The organism is Enterobacter sp. CP102, assembly GCF_025152625.1.
In the GTDB taxonomy this organism is placed as follows: Bacteria; Pseudomonadota; Gammaproteobacteria; order Enterobacterales; family Enterobacteriaceae; genus Enterobacter; species Enterobacter soli.
This window is the reverse complement of record NZ_CP104014.1, coordinates 2,160,703-2,186,913: the sequence shown is the minus strand read 5'-3', so window position 1 is coordinate 2,186,913 and position 26,211 is coordinate 2,160,703. Positions and strand designations below refer to the sequence as shown.

The following is a 26,211-nucleotide window of genomic DNA, read 5'->3' as shown; positions in this document are numbered from 1 at the left end:
AAATACTACCCCAAGAAACGTTTGTGTAATTTGTGACATCGCTCGCAAGGCTTTTCAAATCCGGGGGAAGCACGCAGAAGAATGGACGGGCGTTTCGTCAGGCGAGATCACAATGTTAACAATTCATTAAAACATCGCTTGATTTTTATGATTCACGATCAAAGTATTTATAGTGAAATCACGTAACACTTGGAGATAAGAAATGCAGCAGTTAGCCAGCTTCTTGTCCGGCGCCTGGCAGTCTGGCCGGGGCCGTGAGCGCCATATTCATCATGCCATTAGCGGCGAAGCACTGTGGGAAGTGACCAGCGAGGGTCTGGATATGGCGGCGGCTCGCCGCTATGCCATTGAGCACGGCGGTGAATCACTTCGCGCCATGACCTTTATTGAACGCGCTGCCATGCTGAAAGCGGTGGCAAAACACCTGCTGAGCCAGAAAGCCGCGTTCTATGCGCTGTCGGCACAAACCGGGGCAACCAAAGCCGATAGCTGGGTCGATATCGAAGGTGGTATCGGTACCCTCTTCACCTACGCAAGCCTTGGCAGCCGCGAACTGCCGGACGACACGCTGTGGCCGGAAGACGAACTGATCCCGCTGTCAAAAGAAGGTGGGTTTGCTGCACGCCATGTCTTAACGTCCAAATCCGGTGTAGCGGTACACATTAACGCCTTTAACTTCCCCTGCTGGGGAATGCTGGAAAAACTGGCACCGACCTGGCTTGCCGGGATGCCCGCCATTATCAAACCCGCCACTGCCACCGCGCAGGTGACGCAAGCGATGGTGAAATCCATCGTCGACAGCGGCCTGGTGCCGGATGGGGCAATCAGCCTGATTTGCGGCGGTGCCGGGGATCTGCTGAGCCAGCTCGACAGCCAGGACGTGGTGACCTTTACCGGCTCCGCCAGCACCGGGCAGAGCCTGCGCGTACATCCGAACATTGTCGCCAACTCTATTCCGTTCACCATGGAAGCCGACTCGCTGAACTGCTGCGTGCTGGGCGACGATGTGACGCCGGAACAGCCAGAATTTGCCCTGTTTATCCGCGAAGTGGTGCGGGAAATGACCGCCAAAGCCGGGCAGAAATGTACCGCTATTCGCCGCATCATTGTGCCGCAAAACCAGGTCGATGCCGTGAGCCAGGCGCTGATTGCCCGCCTGGAAAAAGTGGTAGTGGGCGACCCGGCACAGGAAGGGGTAAAAATGGGTGCGCTGGTCAACCACGAACAGCGTGCAGATGTGCAGGAAAAAGTGGATCTGCTAATTGCCGCTGGCTGCCAGGTGCGTCTGGGGGGTAAAGCCGATATACAGGCGGCAGGTGCGTTCTTCCCGCCAACCCTGCTCTTCTGCCCACAGCCGGATGAGAGCCCGGCGGTCCATTCCACCGAGGCCTTCGGCCCGGTTGCCACGCTGATGCCATACCGTACCGCCGACCACGCCATGCAGCTTGCTCGCGCCGGCGGCGGTAGCCTGGCCGGGACGCTGGTGACGGCAGATTTAGCCATTGCCCGCCAGTTTATTGCCGGTGCGGCGCGCGCGCACGGACGCATTCAGATCCTCAACGAAGAGTCTGCCAAAGAGTCTACCGGGCACGGTTCTCCGCTGCCGCAGCTGGTTCACGGTGGCCCGGGACGCGCGGGTGGCGGTGAAGAGCTGGGCGGCTTGCGGGCGGTAAAACATTACCTGCAACGCACGGCCATTCAGGGAAGCCCGTCGATGCTGGCGGCGATCGGCAAGCAGTGGGTTCGCGGCGCACAGGTGCAGGAAGACCGGGTTCATCCGTTCCGCAAATACTTCGAGGAGCTACAGCCGGGCGACAGCCTGCTGACACCGCGCCGGACCCTGACGGAGGCCGATATCGTCAATTTTGCCTGCCTGAGCGGCGATCATTTCTACGCTCACATGGACAAGATTGGCGCGGCCGAGTCTATCTTCGGCGAACGCGTGGTCCACGGTTATTTCCTGATTTCCGCCGCTGCGGGTCTGTTTGTGGATGCGGGCGTGGGGCCGGTGATTGCCAACTACGGCATGGAAAACCTGCGCTTTATCGAGCCGGTCAAGCCGGGCGACACCATTCAGGTTCGCCTGACCTGCAAACGCAAAACGCTGAAAAAACAACGTGCCGCCGATGAAAAACCGACAGGCGTGGTGGAATGGGCGGTTGAGATCTTCAACCAGCATCAGCAAGCCGTTGCCCTCTATTCCATTTTGACGCTGGTCGCGCGCCAGCAAGGCGATTTTGCAGAGTAAGACGTTACGCGCTTTGACCGGGGATGTGATTTACCCCCGGTCTTTTTTTAACCTGGCAAGACTGACAAATAACCTGGCAGATGCAGGCAAACGCTTTTCACACAGCCCTGCCAGGATAACGCTGGCACAACACAAAAAACACAACAAAACAAAATGAGGTCAACGATGGGAAGCAACTCTTCTTTTTCTGCCCGTAAAACGGCACTGGCCATGGCAGTTGCTCTGATTTGCGCCTGGCAAACCCCTGTTTTCGCCCACGGCAGTGAGGCGCACATGGTTCCGATGGACAAAACGCTTCAGGACTTTGGCGCGGATGTGCAATGGGATGATTATGCGCAGATGTTCACCATCGCCAAAGACGGTGCATTTGTGAAGGTCAAACCAGGTGCGAAAACGGCGATCGTCAACGGTAAAACCCTTAAGTTGCAGGTGCCTGTGGTGATGAAGGGCAAAAAAGCCTTTATCTCTGATACCTTCATCAACGATGTTTTCCAGTCCGGCCTTGACCAGACCTTCCAGGTAGAGAAACGCCCTCACCCATTGAATGCATTATCAGCCGATGAAATTAAGCAAGCCGTAGAGATTGTTAAATCCTCTGCGGATTTTAAACCTAATACCCGCTTCACCCAGATTGCGCTGGCCGAGCCGGAAAAAGCCAAAGTCTGGGACTTTGTGCTGAACGGCACGGCGGTGGATTCCCCTCGCCAGGCGCAAGTCACAATGCTTGACGGTAAACACGTCATTGAAAGCCTGGTTGATCTGAAAGACAAAAAAGTGCTGCGCTGGGAGCCTATCAAAGATGCACACGGTATGGTGCTGCTTGATGACTTCACCGCCGTACAGCAGATTATCAATGACAGCCCGGAATACGTTGAAGCGCTGAAAAAGCACGGCGTAACCGATCCGAAGAAAGTGATCACCACCCCGCTGACCGTCGGCTATTTTGACGGCAAAGACGGCTTAAAACAGGAAGACCGCCTGCTGAAAGTGGTGAGCTATCTCGATACCGGCGACGGTAACTACTGGGCGCACCCGATTGAAAACCTGGTGGCCGTTGTCGACCTGGAACAGAAGAAAATCCAGAAAATCGAGGAAGGCGCCGTAGTGCCGGTACCCATGGCACCACGTCCGTATGATGGCCGCGACCGCGTAGAGACGCCGAAGAAACCACTCGAGATTATTGAGCCAGAAGGCAAGAACTACACCATTACCGGTGACATGGTGCACTGGCAGAACTGGGACTTCCACCTGAGCCTGGATTCCCGCGTGGGGCCAGTTATCTCTACCGTGACCTACAACGATAATGGCAAAAAACGCCAGATTATGTACGAAGGATCGCTGGGCGGGATGATCGTGCCTTACGGTGACCCTGACGTGGGCTGGTACTTCAAAGCGTATCTGGATTCCGGCGACTACGGCATGGGCACCCTGACCTCTCCGCTGGTGCGAGGCAAAGACGTCCCGTCTAACGCCGTATTGCTGAATGAAACCATCCCGGATTACACCGGTGCCCCAATGGAGATCCCACGCGCCATCGCCATTTTCGAGCGCTACGCAGGGCCAGAGTACAAGCATCAGGAGATGGGTCAGCCGAACGTCAGTACCGAACGCCGCGAGCTGGTTGTGCGCTGGGTCAGTACCGTGGGTAACTACGACTATATCTTTGACTGGGTGTTCCACGAAAACGGCACCATCGGTATTGATGCCGGTGCAACCGGGATTGAAGCGGTGAAAGGCGTGCTGGCGAAAACTATGCATGATGCCACCGCCAAAGACGACACCAGATACGGCACGCTGATCGACCATAACATCGTCGGCACCACCCACCAGCATATCTATAACTTCCGTCTGGATATGGACGTGGATGGCACCAACAACAGCCTGGTAGCAATGGATCCTGAAGTGAAGCCAAACACTGCGGGCGGCCCACGTACCAGTACCATGCAGATTAATCAGTACAATATTGATACGGAACAGCAGGCCGCGCAGAAGTTTGACCCGGGCACCATCCGTCTGCTGAGCAATACCAGCAAAGAGAACCGCATGGGTAACCCGGTTTCGTATCAGATTATCCCGTATGCAGGCGGTACTCACCCGGTTGCCACCGGGGCGAAATTTGCGCCGGATGAGTGGATTTACCATCGCCTGAGCTTTATGGACAAACAGCTGTGGGTCACGCGTTACCATCCGAATGAGATGTACCCGGAAGGGAAGTTCCCGAACCGTTCCACCCACGACACGGGCCTTGGCCAGTACAGCAAGGATAACGAGTCGCTTAACAATGAGGATGATGTGGTCTGGATGACGACGGGCACAACCCACGTTGCCCGCGCCGAAGAGTGGCCAATCATGCCAACGGAATGGGTCCACACCCTGCTGAAACCGTGGAACTTCTTCGACGAGACGCCAACGCTCGGCAAGAAAAAAGACGATAAGTAACCTCAGACAAGCCGGGCATAATACCCGGCTTTTTTGCTTCTTTTCCTTCCGGCCAGTTGCTGAACGCATTCCCCCGATTATATTTATTCATGCTTTCTTCTTTTTTATCTCTTACAACACGTCCAAACTGGACACTATGCCCGGATATCTGGATAACGCTGAATTCTGATTGAATGTCGTGACACCGTAACGTATTAACGAGCGATTCTTCCGGCTCGCTATTTTCACTTTATCCCTTTGGATGGGGACACTGCCCGCTATGGAAAAAAGACACAATACCACGCCCGATCTCGCCACCTGGCCTACCCGTAAATCGATGGTGCGTCACGGCCTGGCAATGAACCTGCCGTGGCTGGCTTTTGTGAACGTGAGCTTCGCGCTCATGCTCCTGCTGCGTAACGTTTTGTTTGGTGATGTCGACAGTCAGCTCCGAACGACGCAACAACTGGTGTTGATGGTGGATACCTCAATGCTGGGGGTGATCATTATTTCGGCGGGCCTGCTGATCATGGCCTGGCAACATATCGCCGGGATCAGCATCGTCTTGTTTATTTGCAGCCTGCTGTGGGCGATATGCGGATATCTGTTAATCGCCATCGTGCAGCTTCCTCACGCGTGGCCCATCTTCGTTGTGCTGCTTTTAGCCGGCATGACGGCGCTCTATTTTTACCCTTCCGGGCTGTTGGCTTTTGTCATACCGCTGTGGCTTAGCCTGCCCGTTTCGAGTATCGCCCTGAACCAGGGCGTTAACCTGCGCTTTGCCGTCATCTGGCTGGTGTTTACCCTTATCCTGATCTGCGGGCGCTTTATCCTGTTGAGCTGGTTCGAAGAAGCCTGGCGGCGTAACCAGCAGAATCAGCGTTTAATTTTGCGGCTCGACGCGCTTGCGCATCTGGATGCCTTAACCCAGACGGCAAACCGCCGGGCGATGGAAACCGTGCTGGAGAACGCGGTTGATCAGAACAAAGCCTTCTCGCTGATTATGCTCGATGTCGATTATTTCAAGCTTTATAACGACACCTACGGCCACCAGGCCGGAGATGACTGCCTGACGCGTGTGGCTCAGGTGTTAAAAAAATCGGTGCGTACCCCGCACGATGTCGTGTCTCGTTATGGTGGCGAGGAGTTTGTGGTGATCCTGTTCAACTGCCCGGAAAACATGGCAGAACAGGTTGCGGTACGTATTCAGGATGGGCTGCGCGCGGCGGCTATCCCGCACAGTGCCTCAAAAGTGAGCGACGTGGTTACCGCCAGCATGGGTATTGCGGCCATGGAGGAGGGTCTGGCCGGGACGGAGATTATCGCCCGCGCCGATGCGGCGCTGTACCGGGCGAAAGACGCCGGGCGGGACCGGTGGGCGCATTAAAAAAGCCGGGTGGCGGCTACGCCTTACCCGGCCTGCAAAACCTAAAAAGGTTTATTAATACCGCACACAAACCGACTTCGTCTCACACCAGCCATCCAGCCAGTCCGGGCCGAAATCACGCCCGGTGCCCGACTGTTTCATGCCGCCAAACGGCAGGTTAGCGTCGATCAGCGTATGGCTGTTCACCCACACGGTGCCGGCCTGGAGTCTGTCGGTGTACTCCAGCGCTTTGCTCATGTTCTGAGTCCAGACGCTTGCCGTCAGCCCATACTCCGTATCGTTCGCCAGCTGTAATGCCTCTTCGCCATCGGCCACGCGGACCAGGTTAACCACCGGACCAAATACCTCTTCACGCGTCAGGCGCAGGCCCGCATCCGGGTTCACCACAAGCGTTGGCGAGACATAATAACCCTGCCCATCCGGGCCACGGTTGCCGGTAATAAGTTCCGCATTGCGCGACTTCGCTTCATCGAGGAATGTCTGAACCTTGTCACAGTGAGCACGCGACACCAGCGGGTTAATAAACGCCTGCTGCGACATACCCGGGCCGACGCTCAGGGATTTAACCGCCTGCTCAAAACCGCTCACCAGGGTATCAAACAGCGGTGCTTCAATATAAATACGCGAGCTTGCCGCGCACACCTGCCCCTGGTTGAGGAAGCTGCCGGTCATCAGCCCTTCAATCACCCAGGCCGGGTCGGCATCTTTCAGGACGATGGCCGGGTTTTTACCGCCCAGCTCAAGCGTCACGCCCGTCAGCGTATCTGCCGCAGTGCGCGCGATCTGCTTGCCCGTCGCCGTGGAGCCGGTAAAGCTGACTTTGGCAATATGCGGATGAGAGGTTAACGCCGCACCACACACGGCGCCGCTGCCGGTCACCACGTTAAACACGCCATCGGGAATGCCCGCTTCGCTTGCCAGTTCCGCCACGCGCAGCATGGTCAGCGGCGTGGTTTCGGACGGCTTAATCACAATCGAACACCCTGCTGCCAGCGCGGGCATCACTTTCCACATGCCAATCATCAGCGGGAAGTTCCACGGCACAATCCCGGCAACCACGCCCACCGGCTCTTTGCGCGTCCAGGCCTGATAGCGCGCGCCCTGCGGCAACGGAATAGAAAGGTCGAGCGTTTTGCCCGCAATTTTAGTGGTCAGCCCGGCGGTGTAACGCATCCAGTTCAGGGTACATCCCACTTCAAAGGCGCGGGAAATATTGATGGATTTGCCCTGCTCCAGGGTTTCAAGCTGCGCCAGCTCCTCGCTGTGCTGTTCCACCAGATCGGCAAAACGCAGCAGGATACGCTCGCGCTCGGCGGGTAATTTTCCGGCCCAGCTGCGGGCCACAAAGGCACGCCAGCCGGACATCACCGCGCGATCGACATCCGCTACGCTGGCATCGGCAGTTGAAGCAATGACCTCACCGGTTGCCGGGTTAAACACGTTCAGGCGTTTTTCACTGTCGGACGCAGCCTGACGGCCTTCAATCCACAGTCCATGATGTCTATCTAAAAACTGCTGTACGCCTGGCAGGACTGCGACCTGTGATTCAGACATAGGGTACTCCTTCGTTATTATTCGCAGGGTGTCATTGCAGTCTAAGAGGCGTTTTGCATTCCCGCTTTTGTCTGTGTGACATTCGCTTTGCCACCTGTGACAGGCTCCGCAAAACATGATAATTCCCGCTTATAACACTGTTCCCGGTGAGTGTTCTTTCCTATAGTCAGCCTCATGGCTCTGACAAAATGCAACACAAATGCAACAATGCGAAAACATTGAAAGTGCAGCGAGATAAACGATGGCGTGTGCAAGCGAGCAGGAAAAATATCAGCAATGGCTGGCGCAAATTAACCAGGTGTGTGGGCGTTTTGACGCTCGCCCGTTAGAGGGTGAGTTCATTGGTGAGCTGGAAACCAGCTATGCCCGTAGTCTGAAATTAAGCACTGTTACCGCCGGTGGTGTGAATCTGTTTCGTACCCGTCAGGAGATTAAAAACGGCAACGATGCCTGGTTTTATACCGTGTTTCAGCTTGAAGGCAGCGCTGAACTGGAACAGGACGATCGCCGCTCCATTCTTAAAACGGGTGATATTACCCTGATTGATGCTTCACGCCCCTGCTCGATTTACTGGCAGGAAAAATCCCGCCAAATTTCCCTGCTCGTTCCCCGTCAGATTATTGAACAACAGTGTCGTTTCCAGGAAGTTAGCTGTGCGCTGACGCTGTCGCGCAGCCTGCCAACGGTGCAGCTGAGCCACCGCCTGTTGCAGGAGAGTATGGGCAACGCCGACCTGAGCGATTTAGAGAGCGAAGCAGCGCTGGAAGCTATGGTTTGCCTGCTGCGTCCGGCGTTTCAGCAGCGCGAAGCGGTCCAGCCGCGCAAAGAGCGTCAGTTCCAGAACGTGCTGTCCCTGATTGACGATCATATTCAGTCTGAAGCTTTACGCCCGGAATGGATCGCCACTGAAAGCGGGATGTCGGTGCGCAGTCTGTACCGGATGTTTGCCGATAAGGGGCTGGTGGTGGCGCAGTATATTAAAAACCGCCGTCTTGACCTGTGCGCGCAGGTGTTGCGCACCGCCAGCGATGATGAAAAGCTGGCGGGGATTGGCTATAGCTGGGGATTTGCTGACCATAGCCACTTTTCAACGGCGTTTAAGCAGCGTTTTGGCGTGTCGCCTGGCGAGTATCGTAAGCGTTGCCGCTAACTACTTTTTCAGCCATTTACCGTTAATGCCCTTCACGTATTCACCCGGCTGCGCCCGGGCAACCAGCTTTTGACCGGCCATTTTCGCCACTTCATCCACCGGCAGATTGTTGCTGTCGGCCAGTTTCTGATAGCTTTCGGACCGCGCGGCATTGATTTGATTCACCAGCGCCAGAGTTTCTGCATCCTGACGCAGTGGCGCGATATAACCGCTCAGCGTTTCCCCTACGCGTCCCTCGGCTCGCGCCGCATTCAGGGTAAGTGTTGCAGCCTGCACGTTCATGCCCAGCGCCAGTAAAATAAGAGCTAATGTTCGTTTCATGGCGTCCTCAGAACAGATCGCTGCGCGATTTCAGCAAGGTTTCGACGTCTTTATCGACCTTGATATGGATCTCATGCTCAATTTTCACGTTCATATTGATGGTAATTGGCTCTTTTGGCGCCGCAACTTCAATACGCGGCGTACAGCCTGTCAGCAACGCGACAACGGCCACGGTGAGTGCACCAGCCATCTTTTTCATTGTTGTTCCTCACTTTCCTTGCCTGTCGAACTGCGGCTGGTATTCGGTAATGCCGCGTGTTGCTCAAACCATGTTTGCAGATTGTCCCCAAAACGCAGACTGCGCCAGAGGGTAAAGACGTTCTCGTCATGGGTGTAATTAAGATGAACGGTACTGCTTTTCCCGTCCACCCGGCTGGTTCCACTGATCGTGGCCTGCATGGTTAATTCACCCAGATTATCTAAATTGATTCTCGTCCACGAGCGCGAAATTTCCATATAGCGGAGCCAGTTAATTGCCGCCCCCGCAACCATATTATCGTTCACGATGGCATCGGCCGTGTCTTTGTCGATACGCAGCGTCATCGGGCCGGGGTTGGTTAACCAGCCGTCCTTGATTATCCATTTTTCGTTATCCAGCCAGAAAGGCAACGCCCCGCTTACCGGGCCGGACATCGCAAACTGCTTCGGGTTTACCGCGCTGATAAGTTCGCTGGAGGAAATATTATTCACCCGCAGCAGAGCCGGGTCGTGCTGCGGCATTCGCAGCTGCTGCATGGTGATTTTGCCGCCCAGCGCGTCGACGCTGACATTGGTTAACAGCAGCGGATTGTCTTCACTCCATGGGTAGTCTCCCTGTAAATCCGCCGTGATATTACGCGCGGTGATCAGGTTGACAACCTCACCAATGCGTAACGTGACCGGGCCGCGCGTGCCAAGCGACCAGGTGCCTTCGCTAAAGCGGAACGGCAGTACAAAATCGATGCCGTTGATCTGGTTGTCTGGCATCCAGGCGCTACCGGATTTAAGTACCCCGTGGCCACCGGCTTCAAAACCTTGCCCCGCAGCGGCAGAGAATGCCACCTGCGCATAAAGATTGCCGTCCCGTAGCGTCATTTTCCAGTCTGGTGGAAGAAGCGGCTGGAACACGGTGAGGGACTGTTTCGGCCACCAGGCCTGGCCGCGCAGGCGTTCGCCATCCCAGCGCCCGTTCACCTGGACCGGGCCAATTGCCCCCGCATGGAGCGAGCCTTTGTACTGGAAAATCGTCGGGTCGCTGCCGTCCACGCTAAAGGTCAGCACTGATGGCGGCAGCACGCTGCCGCCGGAAAACGTAGTTTGTCCGGCATTCAGCGACAACGCGCCGCTGAACTGGGAGTTAGTCGGATCGCGTAACCAGCGCACCGGTTTATCCAGCACCAGACGTGGTGTGGTGACCAGCATCGTTCCGTACTGGAGTTTGTCGAACCCCGTCGACAAATCGGTCAGCTCGATAACGTTGTCGCGCCATTCCCCTTTACCGGCCACATCCCAGCGTGCGTTCATTGGCGTGAAGTTCCCTTTCCCCCAGTAACGCCAGCGCCACAGGCCGTTATCGGGCAGGAAGTCATTGGCCTGGCCATCCAGATGCAGCTCAAAATCCCCCATTTCATTTTCGTGGGCGCGCAGGATGGCCTGTAAACGGCCGTCTACGCCCTTCCGGGCGAGCTTAACACCGGCTAAAGGCCAGCGAATTTCATCGATATTCAGGGAATTAATCACCCGCCCGCGCGAGCGCAGCAACGCCCCGGGTTCGAACGCCAGCTGCGGGTCGTTCAGGCTTCCGGTCAGTTTTGCCGGTAGCATGGCGTAGAGGATCAGATCGTTTTGTTTGGCTTCACCGCTCAGATGCAACGGCATATCGCTGTTTTCCATACTGAGCTTACCCGGCCCGATGATCAGCACGGCGTTACCTTTGCCCGCATCGCCCTTCGTCAGCACGTTAAGACGGCCTGAGAGTGTTGCTTTCTCCAGCCCCTGCTGCCAGTTATCGATATTCAGACCAATGCGCCCGCTCAGCGGCATCCCTGAGAGAAGCCAGTTCCAGCGACCATCGCTGATGGACAGCTGCTGCGGCGTAATTGTCCACGGCAGGTCGAGGAGCGGGTCGGGGTTATCGCGCGACATCACAACCAGCTGCCCCTGGTTTTGTTCCCAGTCCAGGTCTGCATCCACCAGAGAGGAAAGTTGCGGCACATTAAAGGTTGCCACCGCATGGCCTTTAACCGGCACGCCGTCTGGCACCAGCGGCAAGGTGAATTCCCCCACCAGCGACACAGGCTGCGGGTAATCCGGCAGATGGGCCTCAAACTGGCTGATGGTCAGCGTTTGCCCGCGCAGTTTGCCCTGCACGTTGACCTGCTCGCCCTTATAACTCAGCTCCTGTATGGCAGGCGTTAGCGACGCCTTGAGTTCACCCTGCCATTGCTGCCAGGGAGAGAGCGTCAGCCGATGGACGCTAATCCAGGTGTTGGGAAGCAGCGCCTGCCACTGTGCCAGCGTTTTGGGTGCGACCGTTGACGGCGCGGTTTGCGGCAATTTGCTCAGACAGGCGGTATTAAGATCCAGCGCGCCTATATCCAGCTTCCAGCGGCTCGGATGTGACAGCGTCACGTTTTCGACTCTGGCAATCTCACAGTCTTCAACCAGATAACGGAGATCCGGGATAACGACCGAATGGCGGGTCAGACGAGGGCTTTTTTCAAAGGCGATACGTGTACCCACAGGTAGCCAGACTCCGGCAAGGGTGGGCACCCACTGGGCGAGCGTCATCAGCAGCGTCAGCGGCAAAAGTATCATCAGCAGTAGAAGCGCGAGCGCGGCTTTGTATTTACCCTTCATGGGCAGTTAATATCCTGATTTATTGAAAAAAATAAGCCGACAGTGCCGATCATTGTCGCATGTTTAGCCAGTCAGTTGAAGAGAACACCACTATTCAGGATAGATGCACCTTCGGGCTTAGGTAAAATTATTAATACGTAAAAAATCAACAATATGACTGTTATTCAATTTGTTAGCTTATGCCTGCGCGGGTTCTCATGTGAAGAGTGGCTTGTGGGCGGTTAACCCCTGCTGCGCGTATTGTCTTTATCTTTGCCGGTGATAATCCCTGAACAAAATATCAACGAAAGAAAACCCTGTCGTTTGAATACCCTGGGGTTATTGCCCCCAGATGCTCTAGAATTATCCATAGAACTTATTGAATTCAATAATATTTTATAAATTGTAAGATTATTTTAATCATGCTAACGTGAATGCAAAATCACTGGAGAAAGTCTTATGAAACTCGCGGTATATAGCACAAAGCAGTACGACAAAAAGTATCTGCAACATGTTAACGAGGCTTACGGATTCGAACTTGAATTTTTCGACTTTCTGCTGACTGAAAAAACGGCCAAAACGGCTAACGGTTGTGAAGGCGTCTGTATCTTTGTGAACGACGACGGTAGCCGCCCGGTTCTGGAAGAGCTGAAAAGGCATGGCGTGAAGTATATCGCCCTGCGCTGCGCGGGCTTTAACAATGTTGACCTGGATGCCGCTAAAGAGCTGGGTCTGAAGGTCGTTCGCGTTCCGGCTTACTCCCCGGAAGCCGTTGCTGAACACGCTATCGGGATGATGATGTCGCTGAACCGTCGTATTCACCGCGCTTATCAACGTACCCGCGATGCAAACTTCTCGCTGGAAGGCCTGACCGGTTTCACCATGTACGGCAAAACCGCTGGCGTGATTGGCACAGGTAAAATCGGCGTTGCTGCCCTGCGCATTCTGAAAGGCTTCGGGATGCGTCTGCTGGCATTTGATCCTTACCCAAGTGCAGCCGCGCTGGAGCTGGGCGTGGAATATGTCGATCTGCCGACGCTCTTTTCCCAGTCGGACGTGATCTCCCTGCACTGTCCGCTGACGCCGGAAAACTATCATCTGCTTAACCAGACGGCGTTTGACCAGATGAAAGACGGCGTGATGATCATCAACACCAGCCGCGGTGGTCTGATTGACTCTCAGGCGGCTATCGAAGCGTTGAAAACCCAGAAGATTGGCGCGCTGGGCATGGACGTGTACGAGAACGAACGCGATCTGTTCTTTGAAGACAAGTCTAACGACGTTATCCAGGATGACGTGTTCCGTCGTCTGTCCGCCTGTCATAACGTGTTGTTCACCGGCCACCAGGCATTCCTGACTGCCGAAGCGCTGATCAGCATTTCAGAAACCACACTGGGTAATTTGCAGCAGCTCGAAAAGGGCGAAGCCTGCCCTAATGAGCTGGCGTAAGGTTGTTCACTTGTAGATTGAGAAACCCTCAAAACACAATGCGAACACGGACGGCCCCCTCTCCCTTTTAGGGAGAGGGTTGGGGTGAGGGGGGAATCACCCGCTTACCCCTTAACTCAACCCACGATTCTTCAACATCGGCTCAATCTTCGGATTATGTCCACGCCAGTCACGGTACAGCGCTTCCAGATCACTGCTGTTGCCGCGCGACAAAATCGCGTCGCGGAATATCTGCCCGTTTTCACGCGTTAACCCGCCCTGCTCAACAAACCACTGATAGCCATCGTCTGCCAGCATTTGTGTCCACAGATATGCGTAATACCCTGCCGCGTAGCCGCCGCCGAAGATATGGGCAAAATAGCTGCTGCGGTAGCGCGGCGGAACAGCAGGAAGATCCAGGCCTTCTTTTTTGAGTGCGGCAGCTTCAAACGCATCAACGTCATCCACCGGTTCCGCGATCCCGTGCCAGTTCATGTCGAGCAGCGCGGCGCTCAGTAGCTCCGTCATGTCATAGCCTTTATTGAACTGGGTGGCGTTAAGCATCTTGTCGCGCAGCGCTTCCGGCATTGGTTCGCCCGTTTCGTAATGCCGCGCATAATGGGCAAACACCTGCGGATGACTGGCCCAGTGCTCGTTAATTTGCGACGGGAACTCGACAAAATCACGCGGCGTATTGGTGCCGGAAAGCGTGGCGTAGCGCTGACTGGCAAACAGGCCATGCAGGGTATGACCAAATTCGTGGAACAACGTGACCACGTCATCCCAGGAGATCAACGCCGTCTGCCCGTTAGCCGGTTTTTGATAGTTGCAGACGTTATAAATAACCGGGCGCGCGGCAAATTCGTAAGATTGCTCCACGAAATTGCCCATCCACGCCCCACCGCCTTTTGAGTCGCGGGCAAAGAAATCACCGTAGAACAACGCCATCCCTTCGCCCGTGTGATCGAATATTTCCCACACGCGGACATCCGGGTGATACGCAGGAATATCAAAACGCTCGACGAAGCTAATGCCAAACAGCTGGCTGGCGGCCCAGAACACACCGTCTTGCAGCACGGTATTGAGCGCAAAGTAAGGTTTAATCTGCGACTCATCGAGGGCGTATTTCCCTAAGCGAACGCGCTCTGCATAAAGCGACCAGTCCCAGGCCTGCGCGGTGAATCCACCCTGCTCGTCGTCGATCACTTTCTGGATATCCGCCAGCTCCTGCTCTGCCCGGCCACGTGCCGCCGGAACAATACCGCGCATAAACGTCAGCGCAGCCTCAGGCGTTTTGGCCATTTGATCGGCGGTGCTCCAGCTGGCGTAACTGTCGAACCCTAACAGCTGAGCCTGACGTGCACGTAACGCCGACAGACGCCGAATCAGCTCGCGGGTATCATTTTCATCACCCTTTTGCGTGCGCAGCCAACCCGCATTGAACAGGTTTTCGCGCGTCTGGCGGTTCTCAAGTGCCGAAAGCGCCGGCTGCTGTGTGGTGTTAAGCAACGGGATAAGCCAGCGATCGTTCAGCCCCTTTTCAGCCGCGGCCTGGGCGGCAGTGGCTATCTCATCGGCACTGAGCCCGTCAAGCTGGTGAACATAATCCACCACCAGCCCACCCGTTTTATCCGCTGCCAGCAGGCGCTGGTTAAACTGGCTTGTCAGAGAGGCGGACTCGGTGTTCAGGGATTTCAGTTCGGCTTTTTCATCAGCGTTCAGCCGCGCACCTGCCAGCACAAAGTGCTGATGGGTTTCTTCAACCAGGCGGCGGGATTCGGCATCCAGCGAGGCCCTTTCCTGCCAGACGGCCTCGACGCGGGAAAAGAGCGTTTCGTTCAGCCAGATATCGTTGGCAAGCCCTGCGAGTTCGGTGGAAAACGCCTCGTCCAGCTCTTGTAAATAATCATTGGTATGCGCCGACGTCATGGCGAAAAACACGCTGTTGACGCGCGACAGCATGGCGCCGCTTTTTTCCAGCGCCAGCACGGTGTTGGTGAAATCGGGTGGTGTGGTTTGCGCGATGATGGCATCAATGTCGGCGCGCTTCTGGCGCATGGCTTCATCAAATGCCGGACGATAATGGCTATCGTTAATTACGTCGAATCGCGGAGCCTGGTAAGGTAACAGGCTGATTTCAAAAAAAGGATTGCTGACCGACATCGTTGACTCCTGAGAACGGGATATCCCCCAGAGTAGGACAGCCGCTCCCCGCCTGCAATCCTGACATAGAAAAGTTGCATTAACGCGCTCCCTGAGAGCGTGCTATGGTAGTACAACATAAAAAGCGTTGAGGAACAGTGAGATGATTATTTTAGTTACCGGGGCGACGGCAGGTTTTGGTGAAAGCATCACGCGCCGCTTTGTTGCCAACGGCCATAAAGTGATTGCGACCGGCCGCCGTCAGGAACGTTTGCAGGAGCTGAAAGACGAGCTCGGCGACAGCATCCTGACTGCGCAACTGGACGTCCGCAACCGCGCGGCGATCGAAGAGATGATTGCCAATCTGCCTGCTGAATGGCGTGCCATTGACGTGCTGGTCAACAATGCCGGTCTGGCGCTGGGCCTGGAGCCTGCGCACAAAGCCAGCGTGGAAGACTGGGAAAACATGATCGACACCAACAACAAAGGCCTGGTGTACATGACGCGCGCGGTACTGCCAGGCATGGTTGAACGTAATCGCGGCCATGTGATTAACATCGGTTCCACCGCAGGCAGCTGGCCGTACGCAGGCGGCAACGTCTATGGTGCAACCAAAGCCTTTGTTCGCCAGTTCAGCCTCAACCTGCGCACCGACCTGCACGGCACGGCAATTCGCGTGACGGATATTGAGCCAGGTCTGGTGGGCGGCACTGAATTCTCCAACGTGCGATTCAAAGGCGATGATACCAAAGCCGACAAAACCTATGAGAACGCCAATGCGCTGACGCCGGAAGATGTCACCGAAGCGGTGTGGTGGGTGGCAACGCTGCCAAAACACGTCAACATCAACACCGTTGAAATGATGCCGGTTAGCCAGAGCTTTGCCGGTCTCAGCGTGCATCGCGGTTAATCGTACCCTACCCGGCCTGCGGGCCGGGTCTGTGATGGCAGGCAAAAGAATGGTAGTATGTTCGCGTTAACTCTCTGAGAAATCACAACCCATGGCCGCTGAATCGCAACTCAACCCTACCCAGCCTGTTAATCAGCAAATCTATCGTATTTTACGACGTGATATTGTGCATTGCCTGATCCCGCCGGGAACGCCTCTTTCTGAAAAAGAAGTGTCGGTGCGTTTCGACGTTTCTCGTCAGCCCGTTCGCGAAGCCTTTATTAAACTCGCCGAAAACGGTTTGATTCAGATCCGCCCTCAGCGCGGCAGCTATGTGAATAAGATTTCACTTTCCCAGGTCCGTAACGGCTGCTTTGTACGCCAGGCCATTGAGTGCGCCGTCGCTCGCCGTGCCGCTTCGCTTATCGACGACAATCAGTGTTACCTGCTGGAGCAAAACCTGCATCAGCAACGCATTGCTATCGATCGCAAGCAGCTGAATGACTTTTTCCAGCTTGACGATGAATTCCATCAAAAACTGGCGCAAATTGCCGATTGCCAGCTCGCGTGGGACACCATCGAGAATATCAAAGCCACTATCGACCGCGTGCGCTATATGAGTCTGGATCACGTCTCGCCGCCGGAAATGCTGCTACGTCAGCACCATGATATTTTTAAGGCGCTGGAAAAACGCGATCCTGATGGCGTAGAGAAAGCGATGACGCTGCATTTGCAAGAAATCAGCGAATCCGTGCAGTTAATTCGACAGGAAAATAGCGACTGGTTTAGCGAAGATTAATTTATGCCGCATCCCACGACTTTCGGGGGACGCGGCGGTGATATTAGCGAACCACTAATACCGGGATTCTGGCGTAACGTAATATCGATTCCGCATTTGAACCAAGCAAATGCGTGGTAATACTTGGGTTTTTCGAGCCGATGACAATGATGTCATATTCGCCTTCTTTGCTCATGGCGATAATTTCATCGCGGACGTTACCAAAACGTACCGTGCAGTGAATATCTTCTGGCGCAATATCAAATAAGCGTTTTAATTCGCTCATCTTTTTTTCTGACTCATTCGTCATATATTCTTCAAACTTCTTGATATCCGCGTTGAAGCCGCGCAAAAGAGAACGACTGCTGATGGGCAGGATGTTCACCAGCGTGATCGTCGCCCCTTCTGACTTCGCGAGATTGGCTGCGTGGCGAACCGCTTTATCGCTCAAATCCATTTCAAACACATCAACAGGCATCAAAATGTTTTTATACATAAGCCTGGCTCCTTATTCCGCTGAAGAGTTATTTTCTGAATACAGAGTGACATTCTCGATATAAACAAACCTTAAACAGTCACATGCAGAAACTATCAATAAACGAAAATAACCGTCCGCTTTGTAAATACCTGTCGGGATACGTCAACCCCTACGAAAATTGAGAAAAAAGTGTGAGTTTGATCAAAAACAAAAAAATACGTGGCTGACAGGCGTATTTATAGTGCTCCGAAAGCGGCAAGAGATGAATATCGCCGTATCGGCTAAGCAAGAGAGGAGAAAATACCATGATGACTTACGATCGTAACCGCAACGCAATTACCACTGGCAGCCGCGTAATGATTAACGGCACAGGCCGCACCGGCATTATTAAAGCGATTCACAGCAACGGCCTGGATGCCGCACGCGTGCGTCGTAGCAAAACGGTTGAAGTGGAAGGATGCGAAGGGAAATTTGAACCGATTGAACTGATTCGCCTTGGTATGCACTAAAACGTGCGAAACATGCCGCCGCGAACGGCGGCATGTAATGGATTACACCAGGGCGGCGTAGGCTTCAACCGTGGCTTTCGCACCGTTCGCCAGTAATGACTGATAGGCTTTCATCACCGCATCCACAAAGACAGGCTCCTGCGGTAATTCCTTACCGAAAATGGCGTCAATACCCAGCAGCGCTTTCACCCGGCTTTCACCCTCAGCACTGCCTTTCACTGCGGCCTGAATCACTTCCAGCTGAGGATCGCTCACTTCAATGGCGTTACCCTGCTCATCCACACCACCCACATAACGCATCCAGCCTGCCACACCCAGCGCCAGCAGAGGGAAACTACGCTGATGCACCAGATGCCAGCGCACAGAATCCAGCATCCTCTGTGGCAGTTTCTGGCTACCATCCATCGCAATTTGCCAGGTACGGTGGCGCAACGCCGGGTTGCTATAGCGCGCAATCAGCAGGTCGGCATAATGTGCCAGATCAACCCCTTTTACTTTTAACGTCGGCGCTTGTTCTTTCAGCATCAGCGCATGTGCTGCCCGGCGATAGTGAACATCTTCCATGCAGTCGTTGATGTGCTGATAACCGGCCAGATAACCGAGATACGCCAGGAATGAGTGGCTGCCGTTCAGCATCCGCAGCTTCATCTCTTCAAACGGGATGACGTCTGCAACCAGCTCTGCACCGGCTTTCTCCCACTGCGGGCGGCCAGCAACAAAGTTGTCTTCGATGACCCACTGGCGGAACGGTTCGCAGGCCACACCTGCCGGGTCACGTACGCCGGTCAGTTGCTCAATTTTATCCAGTGTTTCAGCCGTCACTGCCGGAACAATACGATCCACCATGGTGGACGGGAATGTGACGTTCGCTTCAATCCACTCCGCCAGTTCGCTATCCAGCGCGCGGGCAAAGGCGCAGGTGACATTGCGCATCACATGCCCGTTTTCAGGCATGTTATCGCAGGACATCACGGTAAAGGCCGGTAGTCCCGCCGCTTTACGGCGTGCCAGCGCTTCAACAATCACGCCAGGCGCAGATTTTGGCTGATGAGGATTTTGCAGATCAGCAACGATGAACGGATTGTCGAGCATCAATTGCCCGGTTGCAGGAGAGTGGCAGTAGCCTTTCTCCGTAATGGTGAGCGACACAATCGCGACCTGAGGTTCGCACATCGCCGCCAGCACGGTTTCCAGGCCATCAACCTGAACATGCAGCGCCCTGTTCACCACGCCTACCACGCGTGAGGTCCACGCATCGGCAGACATTTCAGCCACGGTGTAGAGATTATCCTGAGCCTTGAGGTCGGCAATTTGCTGCTCGCCACCAATCAGGTTAACTTCGCAGTAACCCCAGTCGCTACCCTGTTCAGCGGCAAGGATATCGGTATATACCGCCTGGTGCGCACGATGGAAGGCACCAAACCCTAAATGAACAATGCGCGTCTTCAGGCTGTCGCGATCGTACTGAGGAAGCGTAGCTTTCGCCTTTAATAACCGGTTTTCCATGATTGAGACTCGTTGTCGTAAATGAAAAATGTAACCCTGCAGCGGCAACATCATCACCGCTGCGGACTTGCTGACTACACCAACTAGAATGGCAGTTCGTATATTTTGGATGAGCCATAACCATACTGAATGCGCCGGGCCGAATATTGATTTACATTAACTTTCGTCTAATTGGTGTGATATAAAAATTAAGTTGTGTGACATCTAAGGCAAAAGCTATAAACCACCCTGCTTCGCGGAAAATGCCCCTTGCGGAATGCTGCCCGACCAGGTGTTCTCCCCCAGGCACAGCGTGTCGTAAGAATACCCTGTAAGATCTTCCACCACCCGGCGTGCTTCAGGCGTGGCCTGCTGCGCTGAACCATTCGCTTTCAGACGTTCCAGTTCATCAACAAAAATCTTGTGGGTGCGTTTGTTAAGGTGGAACGTCAGCGCCTGCCACAGGGCCATGATTAACAGCCCGGCAGTGCCGATGAACAACAGCATGGCGATGGTATGAATCGCTTCCGGCGGCTGGGTCTGACTCCCCTTCACGAAACCGCCATTTTGCAGCAACAAACCGACAATAAAGGTCGCAACTGCAACGGTCGTTTTACGGGCAAAAGTCATAACGGCAGCAAAAAGCCCTTCGCGTCGCTGGTGACTGACCATTTCGTCAATATCCGGAATGAACGGAAACACATTCCACGGTGTGAACTCCAGCACCGAACGCCCGACCTGGTAAAGCCCTGCCAGGAGAACCAGCGTGGCCACCGTGTTGAGCGCCGGGATTTGGTACACCGCGAAGAAACCGCCCAGACACAGCATCATCAGCGAATACGCAAAGATATAGAGTTTTGACGGGCCAAATTTGATGATCCCAATGCCTGCCAGAAGCGTAACGGGCAGCCCGACAATACTCATCGACAGCAAGCTTCCCGCCAGTGATGAAGAGACATTCAGGCAGTAAACGCAGAAGAAGACGAACACCGTGTTGTAAACATCTTTGCCGGTGAAAGAGAGCAGATAGATAGCCAGATGTTTTCTGAACGCGCGGATCTTAAGGGTGGAGCCGTAATCCTTAAAGAGCTGGCAAAAGGCAGCCAGTTGTTCCCCCCGTGTTTTACGCGGTTCGCGTTTATCGATGCTGGCCTTCATTTTTGGCGTCAGTTCGCGTTCCCAGGTGACTTTCCAGGAAATGAACACGCAGAGCATAAACAGCACCGCAAAGATAACGCCGTTAATCAGGTACGCATGGGCACTCTTTTCACCAAAGTAGCCAATGAGCAACCCGGGAATAAACGTGGCGAGAAACGTACCGGACGCCGATAAAAACATTCGGCAGGTCGATAGCTTGGTACGTGAATTAAAATCTTTGGTCATTTCTGATGGCAGGGTTTCCCACGGTATGAGAACCATTGCCGCAATAATTTCAAAGGCTAAATATACGGTAAGATAAAAACCGTAATTCATACCATCCAGCCAGAGCAGTGCATATACCAGCATTAAGGGCGCGCCAATCAGCAGGAAAAAGCGTCGACGGCCAAATTTCTTACCAAAATAGTTTGTATAAAAGTGGTCGGTAAAACTCCCCATGAAGAGACTGACGATGGCATCAACGATTCGTGCAATCGCCACAATAGATGCCGCCTCTACCGGGGATAAGCCAACAAACGTAGTGTAGAAAAAGAGTAGCCAGGCGCCAATAACGGTAAAAGCACCGCCACCCATAATATCCGTCAAGCCGTATCCGATACTAACCGGAATGGTTATTTTTCTGTTTTTCCGTGACATGATCCATTCTCACAAGATAAATAACATTTAAAAAACGAAATAGTCCCTGGCATTATCGTGACAAATATTTATTATCATTCTGGAAAGCACTTATTTATTGTCTGGCACACCTCCTTTTAATTCATCACCCAGCCAACGCCGGGTGATGAATGCTGAATGACTATTCCCGGTTAGTAATAAAACTCATGGCTGCACCCCGTATTTATGCGCGTTAACATTTAATGCTTTAGCCTCGGCGGCATCTTCGGCTTCGCTTAAATCCCGATCGCACACTTCCGGCATTAAGATTGCGGACAGCAGGCCGATCAGCGAGTACACCACCATCATCACCACAATAGGCCACCAGGAGCCGGTCATGTTGCAGAAGATCCCCGCCAGCACCGGGCCAAAGCCAACCGCCACCAGACCGCCCGCCTCTTTCGAGATAGCCATGCGGGTAAAGCGGTTACGCGAGCCGAACATTTCCGCCATGGTGATGTTTTCCAGCGCGAACAGCCCCAGTACGGCGAAGTTGTGGATAATGATGATGCAGAGCATGGCAACACCCGGGGTGTAGGTTTTGTCGACGATGATCGACAGCATCGGGTAGGCCAGGATGATGGCCGAGATATTAAGAACAATGTAAGGCAGACGACGCCCGATTTTGTCCGACAACCAGCCCAGCAGCGGAATGGTGATGAACCCCAGAATGGAGCTGATCATCAGCGCATCGGTTGGAATGCTTTTATTAAAAAGCAGCGTCTGTACCAGATAGCCCGCCAGGAAGGTCTGAATCAGCCCAGAGTTACCCGCCTGACCAAAACGCAGACCGGTTGCCAGCCAGAACGATTTGCTTTTGAGCATCGCGCCCAGCGTTGTTTCCTGCTCAGGGACCGGCGCCGCGTTGTCTTCATCATTCACCTTCTCAAAGACCGGGCTTTCCTTCAGGTTCATTCGCAACCAGATAGCAAAGATCATCACCACCACGCTTGCCAGGAACGGAATACGCCAGCCCCATGCCACCAGCTCTTCACGATCGAGAACAAAGAACATCAATGCCCAGATAGCCGTCGCGCTCAGCGTTCCGCAGTTAGTCCCCATCGCCACCAGGGAAGAGATGATGCCGCGCTTACCTTTCGGCGCATACTCGGCAAGCATGGTTCCCGCACCAGAGATTTCTGCTCCGGCGCCAAGCCCCTGGATAATGCGTAGTGTGACGAGCAAAACAGGCGCAAAGATACCAATCTGCGTATAGGTGGGTAATACGCCAATCAGGGTGGTACAGATCCCCATCATTGTGATAGTGATGAACAGCACTTTTTTGCGGCCGATTCTGTCGCCCATTCTGCCGAAAATAAACGCCCCGACAATGCGCGCAATGTAGCCCGCGCCGTAGGTTCCCATCGCCAGGATCAATGCCATCGCAGCGGATTGCTCCGGGAAAAAGATTTCATGGAAAACAAGGGCGGCGCCCAGCGAATAGAGCTGGAAATCCATGAACTCGAGCGCGGTGCCAAGCCAGCCGGAAACAGCGGCTTTCACCAGATCCGAGGTCGTTCTTTGAGGTTGTGTCTGAGTCATAATGGCTATCTCTGAAAGGTAAGATGCGTACCACGTAGAGCCTGTCTGCGCAGGCTCTTAACCGCACTTGTTGTTATTGGTCGAATGTGAGCAAGACTTTGCAGCACTGCCGCTGGTCTTTCTCAAACAGTTCAATGGCGTCTGTTACGTGGTGATAGTCAAAGGTATGAGTAACCAGTTTTTCCGGGTCGATAAGCCCTTTTTCCAGCCACTCAATGACAACCGGGAATTTGTGTGCATTCAGGCGCGATGAGAAAATCGACAGCTCTTTGCCGGTAATGCCCTGCTGCACAATCTGGCTCGGTTCACTGGAGAAGCCCATCAGCACAATGCGGGCTGCCGGTGCGGCCAGAGTGATAGCCTCCTGTAGAATGGATGGATGACACGCGGCATCAATAATCAGCGTGGGTTTGACGCCTTTTTCTTCCAGTACGGACTGCACGGAGCGCTCGGCGTTATTGAACACCCAATCCGCGCCGCTGCGTTCGGCCATCGCCAGGCGTTCATCGATCCTGTCGACGACGATGACCTGCTTCACCTTGTAAACCCCTTTCAGGGCCTGCACAGTGACAAGCCCCATCGGGCCAGCGCCGAAGATCAGAGCCACATCCTGCTCCGTGGGTTTGGCCTGCCCGGTCACGTTCGCCGCTATGGTAAAAGGTTCGACCATGACCGCATGTTTATCGGGGATAGCATCGGGAATAACCCACGCATTTTTTGCCGGCACCACGGCGTACTCACTGAAGCCGCCATCGCGGTGCACACCCAGCACCACAAGGGATGCACAGACGTTTGGTTTACCGACTGAGCACTGATAGCAGTGACCACAGCTAATGACCGGGTCAACCGACACGCGCTGTCCAACACGTGAGGCATCAATCCCCTCACCCACGGCATCAATCAGGCCAAAGAACTCATGCCCGATCACTCGCGGATATTTGGCGAAGGGGTTGTGGCCGCGATAGATATGGCTGTCTGAACCACAGATCCCGGCAAGTTTGATTTTGACGCGGACTTCACCCGCAGCGGGAGCCGGGAGCGGACGCTCTTCAATCACCAGTTCATTCGGTTTTTGAATTACTACGCTTTTCATTGTTCGCTCCTCTTTTACCAGTTCCACAGCGTGCCATCTTCAAGACGTGCTACCGGCAGGTAGGCCGGATCGTACGGATATTTCGCCGCCAGCTTTTCGTCGAATTCGATGCCCAGCCCTGGTTTTTCGCCCGGGTGCATATAGCCGTTATCAAAACTCCAGCTATGCGGGAAGACTTCCAGCATCTGTTCGGAATAGCCCATATATTCCTGCACGCCAAAATTCGGCACCCACAGGTCGAAGTGCAGCGCGGCCGCGTGGCAGATCGGTGACAAATCGGACGGGCCATGCGAGCCAGTACGCACCTGATACAGCGAGGCGAAATCAGCAATACGACGCATCCCCGTGATCCCTCCCGCATGAGTGATAGTGGTTCGGATATAGTCGATAAGCTGCTCTTCGATGAGCTGTTTGCAATCCCAGATGCTGTTGAACACTTCACCCACCGCAATCGGGGTAACGGTGTGCTGGCGAATCAGGCGGAAGCACTCCTGGTTTTCCGCAGGGGTTGGGTCTTCCATCCAGAACATGCGGAATTCTTCGATGCTCTTGCCGAAACGTGCCGCTTCAATTGGCGTCAGGCGGTGGTGCATGTCGTGCAGCAGGTGTTCATTAAAGCCATACTTGCTACGCACGGCATCAAACAATTTCGGCGTAAAATCGAGGTATTTTTCCGTTGACCACAGCTGTTCTTCCGGCCAGTTGCCTTTGGTGGCAGGCTCGTAGGCCAGTCCTTTTCCTTTAGACATGCCGTAAGTGGTTTTCATTCCCGGCACACCGCACTGGACGCGAATGGCCTTGAAGCCCATCTCTTTGTGACGCGCATAGTCTTCCAGCACATCATCAATGGTGTGGCCCGTGGTATGGCAATACACCATCACGCCTTCACGGGATGCGCCGCCCAGTAGCTGGTATAACGGCATATTGGCCGCTTTCGCTTTGATGTCCCACAGCGCCATATCAACGGCAGAAATCGCCGACATGGTGACCGGCCCGCGACGCCAGTAGGCGCCTTTATAGAAGAACTGCCAGATATCTTCGATTCGGTGGGCATCGCGGCCAATCAGCTGCGGGCAGAGATGATCTTTCAGGTAAGAGGCAACGGACAGCTCACGCCCGTTCAGCGTGGCATCACCCAGGCCGACAATTCCTTCATCGGTGGTGATTTTAAGGGTGACAAAGTTGCGCCCCGGACAGGTCACAAATACTTCAGCCCCGACAATCTTCATAATCCAGTTCCTTACATCGCTCGTTGTGATGCAAGAAATTTACTCAACTACACTACTACCATACAAGTATAATGATCATGAAATAAGCGGCTGGTCACAAAATGGGGGCACTCACGTGCGCCCCCATCCGGCGACGATGATCAACATCCCGCACAGCGCAACCAGTGCGCCAGCCCAGTCGTACAGGCTCAGTTTTACGCCATCCACAACCCGCAGCCATAACAGCGCCGTGCAAACATACACACCACCGTAGGCCGCGTAGACCCGGCCACTGGCAGCGGGATGCAGCGTTAACAGCCAGACAAAAAGCGCCAGCGCTATCCCGGCGGGAACCAGCAGGAATACCGAAGCGCCCTTTTTCAGCCATAGCCAGGGCAAGAAGCAACCGATGATTTCACACAGTGCGGTGGCAAAAAAAAGCAGCGTTGTTTTGATCATATCGAACATCTTGTGAGGATTGATTTAGACATCATACGCGATAATCTCCTTTACTTTTCCATACCTGCCGCACGGGTATGCCGCCCTTTTGGATTGGTGTAGAATCCGGGTTGGGTAAAACGCTTATCTGCACCCATTAAAAAGGAAACGCGATGACTACATTAAGCAAACGCCTTTGTCTGTCAGCGATGCTCGCGCTGTCAACGTTCGCCTTCGCCGCCACGGCATCAGCCGAAACCAGCAAGCTCGTTATCGAGTCTGGTGATAGCGCACAAAGCCGCCAGAACGCTGCTATGGACAAAGAACAATGGAATGACACCCGCAATCTTCGCCAGAAGGTAAACAAGCGGGCTGAAAAAGAGTGGGACAAAGAAGATGTCGCCTTTGATGCGCGTGACAAATGTCAGCAAAGTGCGAACGTCAACGCCTACTGGGAGCCCAACACGCTGCGCTGCCTGGATCGCCGTACCGGCCGTACCGTTGCCCCCTGATT

Annotated in this window: 21 protein-coding genes; 9 read left to right on the top strand and 12 right to left on the bottom strand. The window is 54.3% G+C overall.

Annotated elements, in window-relative coordinates; all coding sequences use genetic code 11:
- Window positions 1-202 precede the first annotated feature (202 nt).
- The 3 genes from paaZ (at window position 203) to N1249_RS10285 (ending at window position 6,053) form a co-directional block, all read left to right on the top strand.
- Window positions 203-2,248 (top strand): phenylacetic acid degradation bifunctional protein PaaZ, encoded by a 2,046-nt coding sequence (gene paaZ / locus N1249_RS10295; RefSeq protein ID WP_259837457.1) that lies wholly within the window; start codon window positions 203-205, stop codon window positions 2,246-2,248.
- Between the two features lie 165 nt (window positions 2,249-2,413).
- Window positions 2,414-4,687 (top strand): primary-amine oxidase, encoded by a 2,274-nt coding sequence (gene tynA / locus N1249_RS10290; protein ID WP_259837454.1) that lies wholly within the window; start codon window positions 2,414-2,416, stop codon window positions 4,685-4,687.
- Between the two features lie 259 nt (window positions 4,688-4,946).
- A complete protein-coding gene (locus N1249_RS10285) occupies window positions 4,947-6,053 on the top strand; it encodes a GGDEF domain-containing protein (protein WP_259837452.1) in 1,107 nt (368 codons plus the stop codon).
- A gap of 54 nt (window positions 6,054-6,107) precedes the next feature.
- On the opposite strand, the gene N1249_RS10280 is transcribed toward N1249_RS10285, so the two are convergent.
- On the bottom strand, window positions 6,108-7,607 hold the full coding sequence (locus N1249_RS10280; protein ID WP_259837450.1) for an aldehyde dehydrogenase family protein: 1,500 nt from the start codon (window positions 7,605-7,607) through the stop codon (window positions 6,108-6,110).
- A gap of 241 nt (window positions 7,608-7,848) precedes the next feature.
- On the opposite strand from N1249_RS10280, the gene feaR reads away from it, so the two are divergent.
- On the top strand, window positions 7,849-8,757 hold the full coding sequence (gene feaR / locus N1249_RS10275) for a transcriptional regulator FeaR (RefSeq protein WP_259837448.1): 909 nt from the start codon (window positions 7,849-7,851) through the stop codon (window positions 8,755-8,757).
- Here feaR and N1249_RS10270 read toward each other — a convergent pair whose 3' ends face one another.
- From N1249_RS10270 to N1249_RS10260, 3 genes are read right to left on the bottom strand one after another with little or no spacing between them, the layout of a single operon-like run.
- The gene (locus tag N1249_RS10270) at window positions 8,758-9,078 is read right to left on the bottom strand and encodes a YdbL family protein (RefSeq protein ID WP_259837446.1); all 321 of its coding nucleotides are present in this window, start codon (window positions 9,076-9,078) and stop codon (window positions 8,758-8,760) included.
- 7 nt (window positions 9,079-9,085) lie between these two features.
- Window positions 9,086-9,277 (bottom strand): YnbE family lipoprotein, encoded by a 192-nt coding sequence (locus tag N1249_RS10265; protein ID WP_259837444.1) that lies wholly within the window; start codon window positions 9,275-9,277, stop codon window positions 9,086-9,088.
- Window positions 9,274-11,916, bottom strand: a complete 2,643-nt coding sequence (locus N1249_RS10260; protein ID WP_259837441.1) for a YdbH family protein — start codon at window positions 11,914-11,916, stop codon at window positions 9,274-9,276. Before N1249_RS10260 ends, N1249_RS10265 begins: the two co-directional genes overlap by 4 nt.
- A gap of 438 nt (window positions 11,917-12,354) precedes the next feature.
- Between N1249_RS10260 and N1249_RS10255 the strand changes: the two genes are divergently transcribed.
- Complete coding sequence (locus N1249_RS10255; RefSeq protein WP_217188314.1) at window positions 12,355-13,344, top strand: 2-hydroxyacid dehydrogenase; 990 nt, start codon at window positions 12,355-12,357, stop codon at window positions 13,342-13,344.
- 111 nt (window positions 13,345-13,455) lie between these two features.
- Here the strand turns inward: N1249_RS10255 and dcp are convergent, their stop codons facing one another.
- On the bottom strand, window positions 13,456-15,486 hold the full coding sequence (gene dcp / locus N1249_RS10250) for a peptidyl-dipeptidase Dcp (protein WP_259837439.1): 2,031 nt from the start codon (window positions 15,484-15,486) through the stop codon (window positions 13,456-13,458).
- Window positions 15,487-15,628: 142 nt separating this feature from the next.
- Here dcp and ydfG point away from each other — a divergent pair, with 142 nt between their 5' ends.
- Window positions 15,629-16,375 (top strand): bifunctional NADP-dependent 3-hydroxy acid dehydrogenase/3-hydroxypropionate dehydrogenase YdfG, encoded by a 747-nt coding sequence (gene ydfG / locus N1249_RS10245; RefSeq protein WP_217188317.1) that lies wholly within the window; start codon window positions 15,629-15,631, stop codon window positions 16,373-16,375.
- Window positions 16,376-16,466: 91 nt separating this feature from the next.
- Entirely contained in the window at window positions 16,467-17,153 is a 687-nt protein-coding gene (locus N1249_RS10240; RefSeq protein ID WP_014070155.1) for a GntR family transcriptional regulator, read from the top strand.
- A gap of 43 nt (window positions 17,154-17,196) precedes the next feature.
- Here the strand turns inward: N1249_RS10240 and N1249_RS10235 are convergent, their stop codons facing one another.
- Window positions 17,197-17,628 (bottom strand): universal stress protein, encoded by a 432-nt coding sequence (locus tag N1249_RS10235; protein WP_259837435.1) that lies wholly within the window; start codon window positions 17,626-17,628, stop codon window positions 17,197-17,199.
- A gap of 287 nt (window positions 17,629-17,915) precedes the next feature.
- Between N1249_RS10235 and ydfZ the strand changes: the two genes are divergently transcribed.
- On the top strand, window positions 17,916-18,119 hold the full coding sequence (gene ydfZ / locus N1249_RS10230) for a putative selenium delivery protein YdfZ (RefSeq protein WP_259837433.1): 204 nt from the start codon (window positions 17,916-17,918) through the stop codon (window positions 18,117-18,119).
- A 42-nt stretch (window positions 18,120-18,161) separates the two neighbouring features.
- On the opposite strand, the gene N1249_RS10225 is transcribed toward ydfZ, so the two are convergent.
- From N1249_RS10225 to N1249_RS10200, 6 genes are all read right to left on the bottom strand, one after another.
- Window positions 18,162-19,625 carry a mannitol dehydrogenase family protein gene (locus N1249_RS10225; protein ID WP_259837431.1) on the bottom strand — a complete coding sequence of 488 codons (1,464 nt, stop codon included), beginning with the start codon at window positions 19,623-19,625 and terminating at the stop codon, window positions 18,162-18,164.
- Window positions 19,626-19,841: 216 nt separating this feature from the next.
- Window positions 19,842-21,398 (bottom strand): MFS transporter, encoded by a 1,557-nt coding sequence (locus N1249_RS10220; protein WP_259837430.1) that lies wholly within the window; start codon window positions 21,396-21,398, stop codon window positions 19,842-19,844.
- 183 nt (window positions 21,399-21,581) lie between these two features.
- Window positions 21,582-22,958: an MFS transporter gene (locus tag N1249_RS10215; protein ID WP_259837426.1), complete on the bottom strand. Its 1,377-nt coding sequence runs from the start codon at window positions 22,956-22,958 to the stop codon at window positions 21,582-21,584.
- 73 nt (window positions 22,959-23,031) lie between these two features.
- The gene (locus N1249_RS10210) at window positions 23,032-24,051 is read right to left on the bottom strand and encodes a Zn-dependent oxidoreductase (RefSeq protein WP_259837425.1); all 1,020 of its coding nucleotides are present in this window, start codon (window positions 24,049-24,051) and stop codon (window positions 23,032-23,034) included.
- Window positions 24,052-24,065: 14 nt separating this feature from the next.
- Complete coding sequence (manD, locus tag N1249_RS10205; RefSeq protein WP_259837422.1) at window positions 24,066-25,280, bottom strand: D-mannonate dehydratase ManD; 1,215 nt, start codon at window positions 25,278-25,280, stop codon at window positions 24,066-24,068.
- A 111-nt stretch (window positions 25,281-25,391) separates the two neighbouring features.
- On the bottom strand, window positions 25,392-25,718 hold the full coding sequence (locus N1249_RS10200) for a YnfA family protein (protein WP_041162057.1): 327 nt from the start codon (window positions 25,716-25,718) through the stop codon (window positions 25,392-25,394).
- A gap of 152 nt (window positions 25,719-25,870) precedes the next feature.
- On the opposite strand from N1249_RS10200, the gene N1249_RS10195 reads away from it, so the two are divergent.
- Window positions 25,871-26,209: a DUF1283 family protein gene (locus N1249_RS10195; protein WP_014070147.1), complete on the top strand. Its 339-nt coding sequence runs from the start codon at window positions 25,871-25,873 to the stop codon at window positions 26,207-26,209.
- Window positions 26,210-26,211: the final 2 nt, after the last annotated feature.